This is a genomic window from Winogradskyella marincola (assembly GCF_029624125.1).
GTDB lineage: Bacteria > Bacteroidota > Bacteroidia > Flavobacteriales > Flavobacteriaceae > Winogradskyella > Winogradskyella marincola.
Genome location: NZ_JARSBN010000008.1, coordinates 133,808 through 150,454 on the forward strand (window position 1 = coordinate 133,808; position 16,647 = coordinate 150,454).

At 33.4% G+C, this 16,647-nt stretch carries 15 protein-coding genes; 5 read left to right on the plus strand and 10 right to left on the minus strand.

From position 1 onward, the window contains the following. Positions 1-34 precede the first annotated feature (34 nt). Positions 35-1,948, plus strand: a complete 1,914-nt coding sequence (gene argS, locus P7122_RS13950; RefSeq protein ID WP_278006407.1) for an arginine--tRNA ligase — start codon at positions 35-37, stop codon at positions 1,946-1,948. Between the two features lie 118 nt (positions 1,949-2,066). Then, on the plus strand, positions 2,067-3,362 hold the full coding sequence (locus P7122_RS13955; RefSeq protein WP_278006408.1) for a carboxypeptidase-like regulatory domain-containing protein: 1,296 nt from the start codon (positions 2,067-2,069) through the stop codon (positions 3,360-3,362). Here the strand turns inward: P7122_RS13955 and P7122_RS13960 are convergent. From P7122_RS13960 to P7122_RS13975, 4 genes are read right to left on the minus strand one after another with little or no spacing between them, the layout of a single operon-like run. Continuing rightward, positions 3,359-3,910 (minus strand): YfiT family bacillithiol transferase, encoded by a 552-nt coding sequence (locus P7122_RS13960; RefSeq protein WP_278006409.1) that lies wholly within the window; start codon positions 3,908-3,910, stop codon positions 3,359-3,361. The two genes, P7122_RS13955 and P7122_RS13960, sit on opposite strands and share 4 nt — an antisense overlap. 10 nt (positions 3,911-3,920) lie before the next feature. Continuing rightward, positions 3,921-6,218: a TonB-dependent receptor domain-containing protein gene (locus P7122_RS13965; RefSeq protein WP_278006410.1), complete on the minus strand. Its 2,298-nt coding sequence runs from the start codon at positions 6,216-6,218 to the stop codon at positions 3,921-3,923. Beyond that, a complete protein-coding gene (locus tag P7122_RS13970) occupies positions 6,211-7,101 on the minus strand; it encodes a FecR family protein (RefSeq protein ID WP_278006411.1) in 891 nt (296 codons plus the stop codon). Before P7122_RS13970 ends, P7122_RS13965 begins: the two co-directional genes overlap by 8 nt. Positions 7,102-7,158: 57 nt before the next feature. Beyond that, entirely contained in the window at positions 7,159-7,674 is a 516-nt protein-coding gene (locus tag P7122_RS13975; RefSeq protein WP_278006412.1) for an RNA polymerase sigma factor, read from the minus strand. A gap of 94 nt (positions 7,675-7,768) precedes the next feature. On the opposite strand from P7122_RS13975, the gene P7122_RS13980 reads away from it, so the two are divergent. The 3 genes from P7122_RS13980 (at position 7,769) to P7122_RS13990 (ending at position 12,589) form a co-directional block, all read left to right on the plus strand. Continuing rightward, positions 7,769-10,078 (plus strand): FIDD domain-containing protein, encoded by a 2,310-nt coding sequence (locus P7122_RS13980; RefSeq protein ID WP_278006413.1) that lies wholly within the window; start codon positions 7,769-7,771, stop codon positions 10,076-10,078. Between the two features lie 184 nt (positions 10,079-10,262). Then, complete coding sequence (ffh, locus tag P7122_RS13985) at positions 10,263-11,594, plus strand: signal recognition particle protein (RefSeq protein ID WP_278006414.1); 1,332 nt, start codon at positions 10,263-10,265, stop codon at positions 11,592-11,594. A 116-nt stretch (positions 11,595-11,710) separates the two neighbouring features. Further along, entirely contained in the window at positions 11,711-12,589 is an 879-nt protein-coding gene (locus tag P7122_RS13990) for a bifunctional 5,10-methylenetetrahydrofolate dehydrogenase/5,10-methenyltetrahydrofolate cyclohydrolase (RefSeq protein WP_278006415.1), read from the plus strand. An 11-nt stretch (positions 12,590-12,600) separates the two neighbouring features. Here P7122_RS13990 and P7122_RS13995 read toward each other — a convergent pair whose 3' ends face one another. The 6 genes from P7122_RS13995 to P7122_RS14020 form a co-directional block, all read right to left on the minus strand. Beyond that, positions 12,601-13,020, minus strand: a complete 420-nt coding sequence (locus tag P7122_RS13995; protein ID WP_278006416.1) for a VOC family protein — start codon at positions 13,018-13,020, stop codon at positions 12,601-12,603. Between the two features lie 11 nt (positions 13,021-13,031). Continuing rightward, complete coding sequence (gene rluF, locus P7122_RS14000) at positions 13,032-13,796, minus strand: 23S rRNA pseudouridine(2604) synthase RluF (protein ID WP_278006417.1); 765 nt, start codon at positions 13,794-13,796, stop codon at positions 13,032-13,034. Positions 13,797-13,820: 24 nt separating this feature from the next. Beyond that, a complete protein-coding gene (locus tag P7122_RS14005; protein WP_278006418.1) occupies positions 13,821-14,543 on the minus strand; it encodes an acetolactate decarboxylase in 723 nt (240 codons plus the stop codon). 9 nt (positions 14,544-14,552) lie between these two features. Then, on the minus strand, positions 14,553-15,380 hold the full coding sequence (locus P7122_RS14010; protein WP_278006419.1) for an alpha/beta hydrolase: 828 nt from the start codon (positions 15,378-15,380) through the stop codon (positions 14,553-14,555). A gap of 1 nt (position 15,381) precedes the next feature. Beyond that, entirely contained in the window at positions 15,382-15,744 is a 363-nt protein-coding gene (locus P7122_RS14015; RefSeq protein ID WP_278006420.1) for a cupin domain-containing protein, read from the minus strand. A 340-nt stretch (positions 15,745-16,084) separates the two neighbouring features. After that, the gene (locus P7122_RS14020; protein WP_278006421.1) at positions 16,085-16,642 is read right to left on the minus strand and encodes a hypothetical protein; all 558 of its coding nucleotides are present in this window, start codon (positions 16,640-16,642) and stop codon (positions 16,085-16,087) included. Positions 16,643-16,647: the final 5 nt, after the last annotated feature.

The following is a 16,647-nucleotide window of genomic DNA, read 5'->3' on the forward strand; positions in this document are numbered from 1 at the left end:
CAAGCGTTTTTAAAAGCCAAAATAAAATAAGAATATGAAGCTTCAGGATACTTTAGAATTACACGTTAAAGCAGCTATAAAGGAATTGTTTCAAGCAGATTTAGAATCAGTAGAATTTCAGGCAACTCGAAAAGAGTTTGCAGGAGATATCACTGTTGTTGTTTTTCCTATGTTGCGTGTGGTAAAAGGAAATCCTGTGGTTATTGGCGAGCAGATAGGGCAATATCTTAAGGATAATGTTACTCTGGTTAAAGGGTTTAATGTTGTAAAAGGTTTTTTGAACATAGAAATCGATGATACATATTATGTAGATTTCTTCAATACAATAAAGGATCAAAGCAATTATGGTTTTGCAAGCTTAAAAGACGATAAAGCCGTAATGGTAGAGTATTCTTCACCCAATACTAATAAGCCACTGCATCTAGGACATGTTAGAAATGTACTTTTAGGCTACTCTGTTTCTGAGATTATAAAAGCTTCAGGAAAAAAGGTTTATAAAACGCAGATTATAAATGATAGAGGTATTCATATTTGTAAAAGTATGTTGGCTTGGCAACGTTTTGGTAATGGAGAAACACCAGAATCTACTGGATTAAAAGGTGATAAACTGGTTGGGAATTACTACGTAGAATTTGAAAAGGTTTTCCAAGAAGAGTACTCAGATTGGTTACATACTAACGATGCGATTCTAAAGCGTGAAGAATTCTCAAAAAAGGAGGCAACTCAAAAAATGCTAATTGAGAAGTACAATGAGAAGTCCTTGAATGGTGATGATATGTCGAGTGAGATTTTTGTTGAGTTTAGAAAAGAGTTTAAAAACGAATATTTTACAAGCATTAGTAAAATAGGAAGTGAAGCCCAAGAAATGCTACGTAAGTGGGAGGCAGGAGATGCTGAGGTTGTAGCGCTTTGGGAAAAAATGAATGGTTGGGTTTACGAAGGTTTTGAAGAGACTTACAAGGCTATAGGTGTAGATTTTGATAAATATTATTACGAAAGTCAAACCTATCTTTTAGGAAAAGAATTTGTTGCTGAAGGTTTAAAAACAGGAGTTTTCGAAGAAGATCCTGATGGTTCGGTTTGGTGTGATTTAACAGATGAAGGTTTAGATAGAAAGATCGTATTAAGAGCTGACGGAACAGCGGTTTATATGACTCAAGATATTGGTACAGCGATTCAACGTATTAAGGATTATCCAGATGTTGGAGGTATGGTGTATACTGTTGGTAACGAGCAAGATTATCACTTTAAAGTATTGTTTTTAATCCTAAAAAAACTAGGCTTCGATTGGGCAAAAAATCTATACCATCTAAGTTATGGTATGGTAGATTTGCCAAGTGGTAAAATGAAGAGTAGAGAAGGTACTGTAGTAGATGCGGACGATCTTATACAAGAAATGGCAGATACTGCAGAGGAGATTTCTAAAGAATTAGGAAAGCTAGATGATTATTCAGAGGAGGATAAAAAAGCATTATACAAAACCATTGGTTTGGGTGCGCTTAAATATTACATCTTAAAAGTGGATCCTAAAAAACGAATTCTATTCGATCCTAAAGAGTCTATAGATTTTCAAGGAAATACAGGACCATTCATTCAGTATACATATGCGAGAATTCAGTCTATTTTAAGAAAGTCTAACATAGATGAAAATATTACGCTGAATGCGGCCGAAGTCTCACTTCATGATAAAGAAAGAGAGCTTCTAAAACAGTTAGAGCAGTTTCCGGAAGTTATACAAAATGCAGCATCGCAGCATAGTCCTGCTTTAGTTGCTAACTATACTTACGATTTGGTTAAAGATTTTAATTCATTCTATCAAAATGTATCTATTCTTGGAGCTGATAAGGAGGAAGAAAAAGTCTTTAGAGTGCAGCTGTCTAAAGCTGTTGGACAGACTGTGAAAAATGCGTTTAGCATTTTGGGCATAGATGTGCCAGAGCGCATGTAGTTTTTTTAGGAAATATCTTACCAAGCATAGCTATAACGGTAGTTTTAACAATATACTAAGCAGTATTTTGCCTGTTTTTAAGTATCTTAGAAGGGGTTAATAGTTAATGAGTTATGCTATGAAAACAACATTATTTTTTAAATCTCTTGCCAGCACATTTATCATTGCTTTGCTGGTAACATTTACCTTAACGGCTCAGGAGAATTACTCTGAGTTTAGTGGTAAAGTCGTAGACGGTAAAACAAATAAGACGCTAGAAGCGGTTAGTCTTAATGTTAATGAAACCAATGTAAGTACTATTACAAATTCTGAAGGTGAATTTGTTTTAAAAGTCTTAAATGAATATCTGGATTCTAAGGTTGTTGTTAGCTTTTTGGGTTATAATACCAGAGTAATTCCGTTATCTGAATTATCTAAGGAAAACAATAAAATAGAATTGTTTAAGGCAGTTACCGAGCTTTCTGAAGTTAACATTTCGGCATTTAAAGATGCTGAAAGTCTAGTGAGAAAGGTGTTCGATAAAAAAAGCAAAAACCATCAAGACGAGTCGGTGTATATGACAGCTTTTTATAGAGAAACAATTAAGAGGCGTAATAGAAGTGTTTCTTTAACTGAGGCTGTAGTTAATATTTTAAAGTATCCTAACAGGTCTTCGGTTAGAGATGCTATATCGCTAAATAAAGCGAGGAAAAGCACAGACTATAAACGACTAGATACGGTTTCTGTAAAACTTCAAGGAGGTCCGTTTTCTGCTATCTTTTTAGATATAATGAAGTATCCTGAATATATTTTTACAGATGCCACTATAAACAGTTACAACTATTCATTTGACTCACCTTCTAATGTGAATAATAGAAATGTTTACGTGGTAAATTTCAGTCCAAAAAACAACGCGCTTAATTACAGTTATAATGGTAAGCTATTTATTGATGTCGAATCTTTGGCATTAGTAAGTGCAGATTATGCTTTAGACCTTAGTAATAAAAGTAGAAGCAAAAATCTCTTGGTAAAAAAGAAACCAAGTAATGTTATAGTTTATCCTTTAGAAGCTAACTATAAGGTTAATTATAAGGAGAAAGAAGGGAAGTGGTACTACAGTTATTCTAATTTGTTTTTAAAGTTTAAAGTGAATAAAAAACGAGAGATTTTTAACAAGGTTTACTCGTTATCGAGTGAAATGGCTGTAACGGATTGGGAAATAAATTCAACAGACCGAAAGATTAAAAGCAAAGATAAATTGAGACCTTCAGTAATTATTACAGATGCTATTTCAGGTTTTTCAGATCCAGATTTTTGGGGAAAATACAATCTCATAGAGCCTGATAAATCTATTGAGTCTGCAATAGAAAAGATTAAAAAGAATATTGAAAAACAAAAGGAAAAAGAAGAGCGTACTGCTAACGGAAATCCTTAAGTTTGTTTAAAAGTTCCTTTATACTCAAGTGCTTGTTCAATATGAGCAAAGTGATGATTGCTGTGCGAAGCATAAACACCAATAGTTTCTGCAATAGAGAATCGTTTTCCGTGTTCTGGGTGAATAAATTCACGTTTTAAGTCGTCTTCAGAAAAATTATTTAATAGTACACCAAGTTTGTGATGCACGCCTTTTAAAATAGATATTGAGGCTTCAAGAGATTCTGAGTAATCAATGAGTTTGGCAAATCTATCTTCGAAATAAGGACGTATGGTTGGTGTGTCTTCAGTAAGCGCTAGCTTAAATCTAATAATACTATTTATGTGGCTATCTGCACAATGATGTACTACTTGTTTTATGGTCCAGCCATTGGGTCTGTAGTTGTAGTTTAGTTCTACTTCACTTAAATTTTTGGTTATATTTTCTACGTTTTGAGGAAAGTTTTCAAGAGTAGAAATCCAATTTTTAAGGTGTTCTTGGGTTATTCTATCAGGCTTTTCAAAATTACCTATTGGATATTTTAATTTGTGGAGTTCTTGTTCTGTCATTATAAATTGTTTAGAAGTTAACTCTAAAACTTAGATTAGGTGTAAATTTTAAAGACCGATTATCGATTTCAATAATATTATCATCAGAGTCTAAAGTGTAATAGCGGTTCAAAATGTTATTCTGATTAAACATATTCCAAATTGAAGCTCCAGCTTCAGCTTTTATACCTTTAGAAAGTTGAAATTTATAAATAGCCGATAAGTCAGCTCTAAAATAATCCGATAATCTAGAGCTGTTAGGGTTTTGGTATTCAATGGTAGAGTTGCTATGATCTTGATTGTCTAAAGGCTTTGTATAGGCTCTGCCTGAGTGCCAATTGAGACCTAAGCCTATTTTAAAATTATTAAGACTATAGGTAAGCGAAGCATTGGCAACATGTGTTAAATCTAACGAACTGGTAAAAGAACTGCCTTCGTTTATAGTGCTAAATTTATAGTCATTGTTGCTTAAAGTATAGCTCAGCCATGTACTAAAATTATTAAAGCGCTTGTTGATTAAGAAATCCAGGCCAGTAACAGTATATGCTCCTATATCGTTTACAAACTGAAACTGATTTTGAAACCCTTGACTTTGTGCAGTAATGCCTTCAACATTTTTGTAATATCCCTCGAGAGAGACAAACAGATTATTCTGGTTGTAACTTAAACCTAATGAAATTTGCTGGCTCTTAACAAGTGGTACACTCTCTAAATTAGAAAGTTGCCATCGACGTTTTTCAATTCCAAAAAAGTCTTGTTGTAAATCTATAACCTGAGAAATTGTCTGACTTTTTAACTCTCCTAAAACTTCAAGTCTTATGTGATCAGAGATTTTTTGATTAAAAGCAAATCTTGGCTCTAATACAAGTTCTTTTAGTTTTTCAAAATAACTAATACGTGCTCCTAATCGAATGTAAGTGTTATGAGATTTTGAATAGCGCTCAGTTTCTCCAAAAATAGCATGAGTTCTAACAATCTCTTTTACTAAGCTGGTAAAATCTGGGTTAGATACATCTTCAAAATTAGTAACACCAACTTCATTAAACTGATAACCACCTCTAACTTCAATATCATTATCTATGGCTTTTTTTATGTCAAAGCGCAACCCATAATCTTCTACTTTATTTTCTTGAATAAGTAATTGGTTATTGGTAATGTCGTTATTCTGAGCATCCAAATCATAATTAGAATAATACATCTGCGCTGAGGTTTTTATATCATTCTCAAAAGTTTTGTAATAAGTAGCGCTTGCACCAAAACTCACTTGATTGAGAGCGCTTTTGGTCTCTTGTATATTGTTGTCAGAATTTGCAAAAACCTGATTGTAGTCTAAGCTATTGTATATGTTAAGTAGGCTTATTCTAAGTTTAGAAGTGTCATTAATGTCGTATAGAAATTTGGCATTAGCATCATAAAACAAAAAGCGTTCATCTAGTGCTAATAGAGAGTTAACATCATTGGCAGTATTAAGCTCAGAGTCTCTAAAGATTCTATCAAAGTATGCATCATAAGTTTTTGAAACTAAAATATCAGTAAAAGAGCGTCTTAAAGACAGTTGTATTTCAGTTTTTTTACTCAAAGGGACTTTTGCATAACCATCAAGACTGAGTAAGTTGGTGCCAATGCCTGCACTAAATTTATTGTCTAATTCGTCAGTGTTTTTAATAGAAATAATACCTGAAACTCCATTGCCAAAGAGTGCGCTTGTACCATTTTTAGAAATACGTATATCATCAGATAAATATGGGTTAAATGCGGAAATTAAACCAAAAAAGTGACCAGACTGATACATTCTTATGCCTTCATAAAGAATAAGATTTTCGTCGTTAGTGCCTCCTCTAATGTTTATGTTAGAAATACGCTCGTCTACACTTACTACACCTGGTAAATTTTGTACAATCTGTAAAACATCTGGCTCTATAAGACCTGGTAGAATATCAAAGGCGTTTGCATCTACTGTTACAGTTCCGTTATTGGTTTTAGATATACCTTTGGATAAGTAATTGTTTACAACAACTTCTTCTAGTCTGTGAACGGTTTTATCGCTCGGTGTTATAGCAATAAAACGACGACTTAAAACTTCAAAATTTAGATTTGTAGTTGCTCTTAGGTGTTCTAAAGCTTCTTCAAGAGTGAGATTTTCCTTCAAAGGATAAAGCTCAATATTCAGAATAGTTTTGGTTTCAAAAGAAAACTTTACTTCATAGCGTTTTTCTAAACTCTCTAGTATTTGAACGAGTTGTTGTGGTTCCTCTTTTTGGCTAAATGCTAGATTAGAGAAGTTGAAAATTAGTAGAAATAAAACAACACGATGTAAAAGTTTATTCACGCTTTAATACAATAGAAGTTCCGGACTTACTATAGCTTAAATTTAATGGTATTGTTACAGATTGCAATGCTAAATCTAGATTTTTATGTGAAAAGCTACCTGTGTATAGTCTATTTGCATCAGCTTTATCTATAACAACCTTAATGTTATAATAATTTTCTAATTCTTTAATAACGTGTTTTAGAGGAGTGTTTGTAAAGTTGCTTTCACTACGCAACCAAGCTGGTTGCGCAGTGGATTCTTTTTCTTTAGCAAATAGCTTCCCATCTATTATTTTTATACCGTTTCCTGGTCTTAATTCTGTGTAATTGTCTTTTGTTTTAACACCTACAAGTCCTTCGTAGCATATAACTTCAAAGTAACCATCACGTTGCTTTACGTTAAATTGTGTTCCTAAAACACTCACAACTCCGTTATCTGTAATTACATCAAACTTCTTTCCTTTAGCAACTTTAAAAAATGCTTCACCGTCAAGCTTCACTTCGCGTTTATCATTCCAATGGTTTTCGTTAAAAACCAAATTAGAGTTTGCGTTAAGAATAACTTCTGAAGTGTCGGGTAAGTCTATAGTTGTTTGCGATGCAATTTCAGTATTAAAAGAACTGTCTAATGTTGTTGTGTAATAATAAACACTAAAGCATATAGCAAGTATAGCAGCAACTTTAAGCAGTGGTTTGTACCAAGTTTGTGTAGTTTTCTTTTTTAAATTTGGTTGTAATGCTTTGTAATTTTTTCCCACAGAGAACTCTGGAGACTTAAAAGAATGTAAAGCATTGTTAAGCTGCATTAAATCTTTATAGTCCTCTAACTGCTCAAAAGCTTTTTGCTCTTCTGAGTTAAGGCTATGGTCTAGCCATTTTTGTATGAGTTCTTCTCTTGTCATAATTGCATTTCAGTAATAGAACAGTTAAGCTCTAAAAATTCCTACCCACAATTTATTTTATAATTCATCAATATCTTCTCGTAGCTTTTTTAAAGCTCCGTAAATACGTTTTTCAACAGCCTTGGTTGAGATGTCTAAAAGCGCTGCAATTTCTTTGAATTTTTTACCTTCAACTCTGTTCATTAAAAATGCAACACGTTGTGCTTCTGTTAATTTAGAAAGTGCTTTTTGTAGTTTTTGATGGTATTCTTTCTCTTGAAGTACAAACTCTGGAGTCTCATTTGTGGATTTTTTCTGAGGTAATTTCTCGTATTTTAAAACCACTTTACGATGTGCAACAGCATTTAACATTAGGTTGTTGGCAGTTGTAAATAAAAAACTTTTGGCTTTGTCCGGAGAAACTTTTCCGCAGTTTTGCCAAAGTTTTATAAACGCTTCTTGTACTTTATCACTAGGATTTAGGTGATCTCCAAACTTGTAATATAAAAAATCATGCAGATTCTTTGAGTGTTTTTTGTACAAACGCTCAAACAACTGTTCTTCGCAAATATGATCTTTTATAGGTTGGCTCATAATTATTGTGCCGCAAAGTATAAATAAATTTTCTAATCGAAAGGTAGGAGATTTAAAAGAGTAGTTGTTGTATAATAAATAAAACTCAAGTGTTATGAAATTTAAATTCAATCATTTATTTATTTACGTCTTTGTTGCGCTTTTGACATTTACTGCTTGTCAAGATGAAGCGATAAACGTAAATAATCCGGAAGAACAAGAAATGATTCAGCCTAACACTCCATTGGCAAATTTTATGGGCAATGTTACTGCAAACTATGCCGATTATGATAATTTTTTAGATGAATCTAGTTGTTTTTCGGTAGAGTTGCCAGTGACGATTGTAATGGGAGATGTTACCATTGTTGTTGAAACTTTAGATGATTTAGAAGATCTTGAGGATTTATTTGAACAATATGAAAATGAAGATGATTTCTTCGATTTTGTATTTCCAATCACTATTATTTTTAATGATTATTCTGAAGTAGTTATTGAAAATGAAGACCAATTAGAAGATTTTATTGAAGACTGTGAGCTAGAAGATGATGAGGTTATAGAGTGTGTGGATTTTGTTTATCCAATTACGTTTTCTGTGTTTAATGCAGATTTTAATATTGTAGATACAGTCACTATAACTAGCGATGAGGCACTATATAGTTTTCTTGAAGACTTAGGAGAAGATGATAATGCGCTTGTTGTAAGCATTAATTATCCAGTATCGCTTGTCTATGCTGACGGAAATACAATAGAAGTGAACTCAAACCAGGAGTTGTCTGATGCAATAGAAGCAGCAGAAGACGATTGCGATGACGATTTTGATGACTGTGACCTAAATTTAGATGAACTTGAAAATTTATTGTTAGAGTGTGGTTTTGAAGCTAATTTTTACAATGAAGCAGGTGCATTAGAAAATACGTTACAGTTGCATTTTGATGAGTCAGGTTCAGTTTCAATCGTTGGAGATCCTACTGTAGCTGAAACAGGAGAATGGGAGATTATAGAAACAGATTTAGGGTATAAACTTGTTATCGAAGGTTTCCAGACATTTAGTGTTGCCAATGGCTTATGGTTGTTGGTAGACTGTGACGATGATAATGATCTAGAGTTTAAAAAGGAAACAGACAATGGCTTTGTAACAATGAAGTTAGAGTTAGATTGTGAAGGAAACTTAGATTGCGATGCTCAGGAAGTAGCTTTAAATCTTAAAGAATGTGAATGGTGGATTGGTACAGATTTGTTAAGTCCTAACTATAATGGACCATTAAATTTTCAAGAAGGTGGAATAGTAACGGTAGGAAGTAATTCAGGAAATGAAGTAACAGGTACTTGGGAGGTGCTTCTCGGTAATACAGGAGTGTTTTTAGTTTTAGACTTGCCAGGCGACTATCAGGTGCTTTCTCTAGACTGGAGAATTGTAGAGTGCGAAGACGACAGATTAGAGTTGGTATCAGATAATAATGGGTTAGTGCTTGAGCAAAATTGTAATGTTGAGCCAGATTGTAATCAATCAGACGTAAGCGAGTATCTAATGTCTTGCTATATAGTACCTACTATTAATGGCTATACATCTCCAATGACCTATTTTGAGTTTTCAGAAAACAATAGCCTCTTTACAATGTATCAAGGCGATATGCCTCATAATGGTACATGGGATATAAGCTCAGATGATAATGGCGTATTTATCTTTATCAATTTCCCTTCGTCTTTAGAAGAGTATAATGATCAATGGTATTTGCAGGAATGTAATGACGATGGGTTGGTGTTTAGCCAAGGTGATGATATCTTAATTTTAGCCTGCGATGAAAGTGTAAGTAGTGCTTTTGATTGTTTTGAAGATAGAGAAGTTGTTATGTGCGACGATGATAATGATGGTTCTGTTGCTTTCGACTTAAATGCAATTTATGATTGCCCTGAAGATAACGTAGTTTGGACATTTTATGAATCATTAATGGATGCAGAGGCAGAGACAAATGCACTGATATCTCCTTTTGTAAATACAACAAATCCTCAAACAATTTATGTGAGAGTAAGGTTAGCTGATAATCCTGGTGTTTCAGAAATATTTACAGTAGAACTTATTGTAGAAAATTGTTCTAACAATTGTAGCGAAGAAGAAGTAGATAGCTTCTTGGTAGAATGTATTTGGAATGCTGTAAACTATAATGGTAGCGATAATTTAATGAACTGGAACTTCGATTTTGAACCAAACAATCAAATCGTAGTCATTTATAATAACGAAACAACAATTGATGCCACATGGACAACATCGCAATCAGCTACAGGTGTCGTTGTTACGTTTTCTAATGTAACAGGACCAAATATCCAAGCAATAACAGGTGAGTGGCTTGTTGTAGAATGTGAAGAAGATAGGTTGCAGTTACAAAGCGGAGATAATATTTTGGTTTTAGAACAAACATGTAATTAATATATAAACGAGCCATTAGTTAGTATTTTTAGTGAGTTTAAGTTGAGGAAAGGAGTTGCCAACCGCTAGGCAGCTCTTTTCTTTTTATAGTATTCTTAAATTTTGAAGCATATAATTATATACATCCCATTCGTTTATCTCTTGTAAATTCTTAAATTTGCAACTTCAAAAAGAGATAAAGATTATGTTCAATAATTTAAGTGATAAGTTAGATAAAGCGTTACACGTATTAAAAGGTCATGGTAGCATTACCGAAGTAAATGTTGCAGAAACCTTAAAAGAAGTAAGACGTGCGCTTTTAGATGCCGATGTTAACTTTAAAATTGCTAAAGAATTTACCAATAATGTAAAGGAAAAAGCTTTAGGTCAAGATGTATTGACAACGCTTCAGCCTGGTCAGTTAATGGTTAAAATCGTCAAAGACGAGTTAACCGAACTTATGGGAGGCGATGCAGAAGGTATTAACCTTTCTGCGACACCAAGTGTAATTTTAATGTCTGGTTTACAAGGTTCTGGTAAAACCACATTTTCTGGTAAGCTAGCCAACTACTTAAAAAACAAAAAAACAAAGAAACCTTTATTAGTAGCTTGTGATGTTTACCGTCCTGCTGCGATAGATCAGCTTCATGTTGTTGGAGAGCAGATTAATGTAGAGGTTTATAGTGATAAAGGAAATAATGATCCTGTTGCTATTGCACAAGCAGGTATTGCACATGCAAAAGCAAATGGTCATAATGTAGTAATCATAGATACGGCTGGTCGTTTGGCTGTAGATGAAGCTATGATGACCGAGATTTCTAACATTCACAAAGCTATTCAGCCACAAGAAACATTGTTTGTTGTAGATTCTATGACAGGTCAGGATGCTGTAAATACAGCAAAAGCCTTTAACGATGTGTTAAACTTTGATGGTGTAATCCTTACCAAATTAGATGGTGATACACGAGGTGGTGCTGCAATCTCAATTAAGTCTGTTGTAAACAAGCCAATTAAATTTATTGGTACAGGTGAGAAGATGGAAGCTATAGATGTGTTCTATCCATCACGTATGGCAGATCGTATTTTGGGAATGGGAGACGTTGTATCTCTTGTAGAACGTGCTCAAGAACAATTTGATGAAGAGGAAGCTCGAAAACTTCAAAAGAAAATTGCCAAGAATCAATTTGGATTTGATGATTTCTTAAAACAAATTCAACAAATCAAAAAGATGGGTAATATGAAGGATTTAATTGGTATGATTCCTGGAGCAGGTAAGATGATGAAAGGTATTGATATCGATGATGATGCTTTTAAAGGAATCGAAGCTATTATTCATTCTATGACACCAGATGAGCGTGCTAATCCATCGATCATTAATGCAAGCAGAAAGAAAAGAATAGGAAAAGGTTCTGGGACATCTGTACAAGAAGTTAACCAGTTGCTAAAACAGTTTACTCAGATGAGTAAAATGATGAAAATGATGCAAGGTGGTGGCGGAAAACGCATGATGCAGATGATGAAAAACATGCCGAGATAGTTGGCAGTAAACAGTATACAGTAAGTAGTCACTTCGAGCGTAGCCGAGAAGTTATAAATAAATATATTTTCAATTAGCTTTTGCGCCTTTGCGTCTTAGCGAGAAAACAACAAAAAATGACCATACTAGACGGAAGAAAAACCAGTAACGACATTAAAAACGAAATAAAGGCTGAAGTTGATAAAATGAAAGCCAATGGCGAAAAGGTACCACACCTTGCAGCTGTAATTGTTGGTAATGATGGAGCTAGCTTAACATATGTAGGTAGCAAAGTGAGAGCTTGTGAGCGTGTTGGTTTTGAGTCAACTATGGTACGTCTTCCTAATACAACTAGCGAAATTGAATTGTTAGACAAAATTGAAGAGCTTAACAATAATGACGATATAGATGGTTTCATAATTCAGTTGCCATTACCACCACAAATCAATACTCAAAAAGTATTAATGGCAGTAAATCCAGATAAGGATGTAGATGGTTTTCACCCAACCAACTTTGGTAAAATGTCACTGGATATGTCTACATTTATTCCTGCTACACCATTTGGTATTTTAGAGCTTATAGACCGTTATGGAGTTGAGACCAAAGGAAAACATACAGTTGTTATTGGTCGTTCTCATATAGTTGGTCGCCCAATGAGTATTTTAATGGGACGTAAAGGTTTTCCAGGAAACTCAACAGTAACTTTAACGCATAGTCATACTAAAAATATTACCCAAATTACTTCTCAGGCAGATATTGTTATTTCAGCGTTAGGTATTCCTAACTTTTTAAAAGCAGAAATGGTAAAAGATGATGCTGTAATTATTGATGTTGGTATAACACGTGTACCAGATGATTCTGAAAAAGGCTATCACATTACAGGAGATGTTGACTTTGAAAACGTAAGTAAAAAAGCAAGTTTTATAACACCAGTTCCAGGTGGAGTTGGGCCAATGACTATTGCTATGCTTTTAAAGAATACATTGTTAGCTAGAGAACAACATAGAAAGAAATAAAACTCTATTTGTTATTTAGCAAATAGTTGATTTATATCCTTAAAGGCTTTAAATTCTAAAGCATTTCCGGAAGGATCTTTAAAAAACATTGTTGCTTGCTCACCAACTTGTCCTTCAAAACGAATGTAAGGTTCTATGATGAAATTTATGTTTTTGCTTTTTAACAAATCAGCAAAATCATGAAAGTCTTGCCATTGTAAAACCACACCAAAATGAGGTACAGGTACATCTTTACCATCTACAGAATTTGTATGTGAGTCTTCTTTGGTTTTTGGCTTGTAATGAATCACTAACTGATGTCCAAAAAAGTTGTAATCTACCCAATGATCGCTACTTCTTCCTTCTTCAAGATTTAGTGTATTGGTATAAAAATTTCTGCATACATCTATATCATCAACAGGAATTGCTAAGTGAAAAGGAGATAAATTCATACCATGTAAAATTAATGTCTTCTGTTTCTACGTTGTTGATTGGGTTGAAACGTTTTCTTAGAATCTCCAATTAAATCGCTCAATGTTTTAAACTCTTCTTTGGTGAGTTCTCTATACTTACCAATAGCAGTGTCTAGTTCAATATTCATAATTCTAACACGTTTTAAGGTCTGTACTTCGTAGTTGAGATACTCACACATACGACGAATTTGTCTGTTAAGACCTTGAGTTAGAATAATACTAAAGGTGTATTTGTCTATTTTTTTTACCTCACACTTTTTGGTACGTTGTTTTAATTCTTCAATATAAATACCACCAGACATTCTTTGGATAAAAGTTTGCGAAATAGGCTTATCGACAGTAACCACATATTCCTTTTCGTGATTGTTGCTGGCACGTAGAATTTTGTTAACGATATCACCATCGTCTGTTAGCAAAATCAATCCTTCACTCGGTTTATCTAGTCTCCCAATAGGAAAAATACGTTTTGGGTAGTTTATAAAGTCTATAATGTTGTCTTTTTCAACACGAGTGTCTGTGGTACAGACAATACCAACAGGCTTGTTAAAGGCTAAATAGACAAAATCTTGTTTGCGTTCGCCAATGATTTCTCCATCAACTTTTACCACATCATCAGGAGCAACTTTAGTGCCCATTTCTGGTATAGCATCATTAATGGTAACTCTACCTGCATCGATTAATCGATCAGCTTCACGACGAGAGCAATAACCTGCTTCGCTGAGGTATTTGTTAAGACGTTTTAAATTATCAGACATGATGCAAAAATACAATAAAGTCTTTTAGGACTTAGGTAATAATAATGACATTTCATTAAAAACAACATCATCCAGATGACCCATTTTTGTCTTGTCTTTAGAGATAAGATGCATGTGCAAAAAGGAATCATGATGAGTAAAAATACCTTGATGTTCGGTAGAGAAAAAACCAATAATTTCTACATCTTCACTTTCTAATTGATAATTAATCTGTCCTTGGTGAGCTTCTTTAGGTGAAGAAACTTTAGTGCCTTTTGGTAAATTTTGAATGTGAATTGTTGCTGCAGAAATACGACCATCCAGTTTAAAAACGAAAGGTCTTTTTTGAGATTTTGTATTATTATCAATAAAACTCTCTAAATCTTTTATAGATTTTACAGAACTCGGTAGTTTGATTTTGCTCCATTTCGTGACATTAGCATAAACAAAAAATGGTGCCTCAGCATTAGAAATTTCATTCACAGCCATTGTAGAATCTGTAAGAATTCTTGAAACATAAGTTTTTCCGTTATTAATTACTATTTCACCACGCAAATAAGCTTCTGGACCAAGGCCATAAAGTCCATTTTTAGGTTTTATAGTATCAAGCTTTATTTTGCTAAAAAGTTCACCTTTCCACATTACATCTTTCATGGCAGCTACACTAACAACGTCAGAGTATGTATTGCTTTGCTTTTCTTCTGTGTTTGATTTGCAACTAAAACAAAACAGAATTAGAATGATATAAGCTAGTTTTTTGCTTGCCATAAATAAGAATTAACCATTTATAAACTCAATAATTTTTGGCGTTAAAGATTCATCTTTTAATCCATGACCAAAACCTTGAGTCTCTATAAACTTTGAATTTTTATAGCGATTGGCAAAAAGTTGTCCGTCTTCAAAAGGAATAATTTTATCTTTTTTATCGTGAATGATTAAGCCTTCAGCTTCAATAGTTTTGGTGAAGTTGGCTGCCGAAAAATAATCTACAGGTTTGCCAAAGCGTTCAATGACAATATTGTCTAAGCCATTAGAAATACGTTTATTGTAGCCCATCATAGTTTTGTATCTGGAAAACACACCTGTAAAATGAGCTGGTGCTCCCAATAAAACCAATTTTTTAACTGAAGATAGTTGGTAGTTGTGAATAAAGAATACTGTTGACATTCCTCCAACAGAGTGGCCAATTATAACTTCTGGTTGATGTTTTTTTGCAACTATATTTATAAATTCTGAATATAAAATAGCATTACATTGTTTTCCGTCTGAGCGACCATGTGCAGGAGCATCTAATGCTATGATGTTGTAATTTTGAGCTTTTAAATCGTTGAGAATATAACTCCATCTAGAAGCGTTGCTTTCCCAGCCGTGTGCTAACAAAACAGTCTTTCCATTTCCTTTCCAACGATAAACCGCAATACTTTGCCCTTTGTAAGACAGTTCTTCAAACAAAGCAGAATCGATTATTTTTGTTTGAGCTTCTGTGTAGCGACCTTTACGTGGCGATGCAAATAAATTTAAAGCCTTCTTAGAGGCATATTTTGAAGATATTATACTCGTTGCGTTAAGAGCATTGCCTATAGATTTTATAACAAAACTACTCATGCTATTCGTTTTCTCTGTTTACAGCTTCTATTGAAAATGCAGGAAGGCAAATAGCAATATATTCACAAGGCTCATCAAAAGGATTAGAATATTGAAGTCTTGTGTTTTTTTCTACTTTAATAGATTGTCCTGCTTCTAAAATAATGGTTTCACCTTCAATGATAAATTGCTTTTTTCCTTTTATGATGAAGGTGTACTCGTCAAATTCTGGTGTTTGAAAAGGTTCACTCCATCCAGGAGGAGCTACCATATGTGCTATACTTATTTCAGAATTACCATCACTAGCTTTTCCAAAATGTTCTTTTATTATTTTTCCATCGTCAGTTGGGACGATGAATGGTGAGTTTTGAATTGTGTATTTCATTTTAAATTAGAAAGAATGGGTTGTAATAAATGTTGATTTGGTGCCAGGTTATTATACAAGAAAACAAACAGCCAACAATGAACAAAAAGTATCTTTTGTTATAAATCTTAAGCTCATTCTTGAAATAATAATAATCTAAAATTTCAATTAATATTCCTAACGAATAAAAAACGTTTGCAACAAAGCCGTAAGCTAATAAGCCAATAAATTCAATAAGACCAAAATAGGTGCTATACATACATAGGCCTAGAAGACCAATTCCACCTACGATTACATTGTACCATAAGCGCTTGCTTTCCCACCATTTCAAACATTTGTCAAGTTCTTCTTTAGTCATTAATTACCAATGAATCATAAAATATTTAATCTTAGCTTTTTCTGGTATTTGAATAGCGTCTATAGTTGCATTCATATCAAATCTTAGACTGCTTGGTAATTCCTTCTTATCAATAGCAAAAGATGTGTTTATTTCATTAATAGAAATAACAACGGTATTGATAAGATTGTCAATTTTCGAAATTCTGTGATTATCCTTAATATCTTTAAACGTGCTAAGTAATGAAATGTTCCTTTCAGTTTTATAACGCTCATCTTTAATTCTAACGCTGGAGATTACAGATGTAGAGTCTAGAGCTTCTTTAGGATATAAGTCTAAGAGCTTCTTACCTCCTTTATCAAATATTTCAATAACATTTATAGAGCCAGCAAATTCATCGCCAGAAACATATTTTACAATTGAATCATTTTTAAAAATGGCATCTAATTCCCTAACCGTTGTAGAGTCTGTTAGTAAGCCAATATTATGTTTTTTAACTAAAAACGGATCTACAGGTTTGTCAGTTGAGCAGCTTGTTATAAAAACTGATGCAATTATAATTGCAAAAAAGATGTTTTTCATATTTA

Coding starts and splice junctions, on each gene's coding strand:
- argS (WP_278006407.1), top strand. CDS start 35: ATGAAGCTTCAGGATACTTTAGAATTACACGTTAAAGCAGCTATAAAG.
- P7122_RS13955 (WP_278006408.1), top strand. CDS start 2,067: ATGAAAACAACATTATTTTTTAAATCTCTTGCCAGCACATTTATCATT.
- P7122_RS13960 (WP_278006409.1), bottom strand. CDS start 3,910: ATGACAGAACAAGAACTCCACAAATTAAAATATCCAATAGGTAATTTT.
- P7122_RS13970 (WP_278006411.1), bottom strand. CDS start 7,101: ATGACAAGAGAAGAACTCATACAAAAATGGCTAGACCATAGCCTTAAC.
- P7122_RS13975 (WP_278006412.1), bottom strand. CDS start 7,674: ATGAGCCAACCTATAAAAGATCATATTTGCGAAGAACAGTTGTTTGAG.
- P7122_RS13980 (WP_278006413.1), top strand. CDS start 7,769: ATGAAATTTAAATTCAATCATTTATTTATTTACGTCTTTGTTGCGCTT.
- ffh (WP_278006414.1), top strand. CDS start 10,263: ATGTTCAATAATTTAAGTGATAAGTTAGATAAAGCGTTACACGTATTA.
- P7122_RS13990 (WP_278006415.1), top strand. CDS start 11,711: ATGACCATACTAGACGGAAGAAAAACCAGTAACGACATTAAAAACGAA.
- P7122_RS13995 (WP_278006416.1), bottom strand. CDS start 13,020: ATGAATTTATCTCCTTTTCACTTAGCAATTCCTGTTGATGATATAGAT.
- rluF (WP_278006417.1), bottom strand. CDS start 13,796: ATGTCTGATAATTTAAAACGTCTTAACAAATACCTCAGCGAAGCAGGT.
- P7122_RS14005 (WP_278006418.1), bottom strand. CDS start 14,543: ATGGCAAGCAAAAAACTAGCTTATATCATTCTAATTCTGTTTTGTTTT.
- P7122_RS14010 (WP_278006419.1), bottom strand. CDS start 15,380: ATGAGTAGTTTTGTTATAAAATCTATAGGCAATGCTCTTAACGCAACG.
- P7122_RS14015 (WP_278006420.1), bottom strand. CDS start 15,744: ATGAAATACACAATTCAAAACTCACCATTCATCGTCCCAACTGACGAT.
- P7122_RS14020 (WP_278006421.1), bottom strand. CDS start 16,642: ATGAAAAACATCTTTTTTGCAATTATAATTGCATCAGTTTTTATAACA.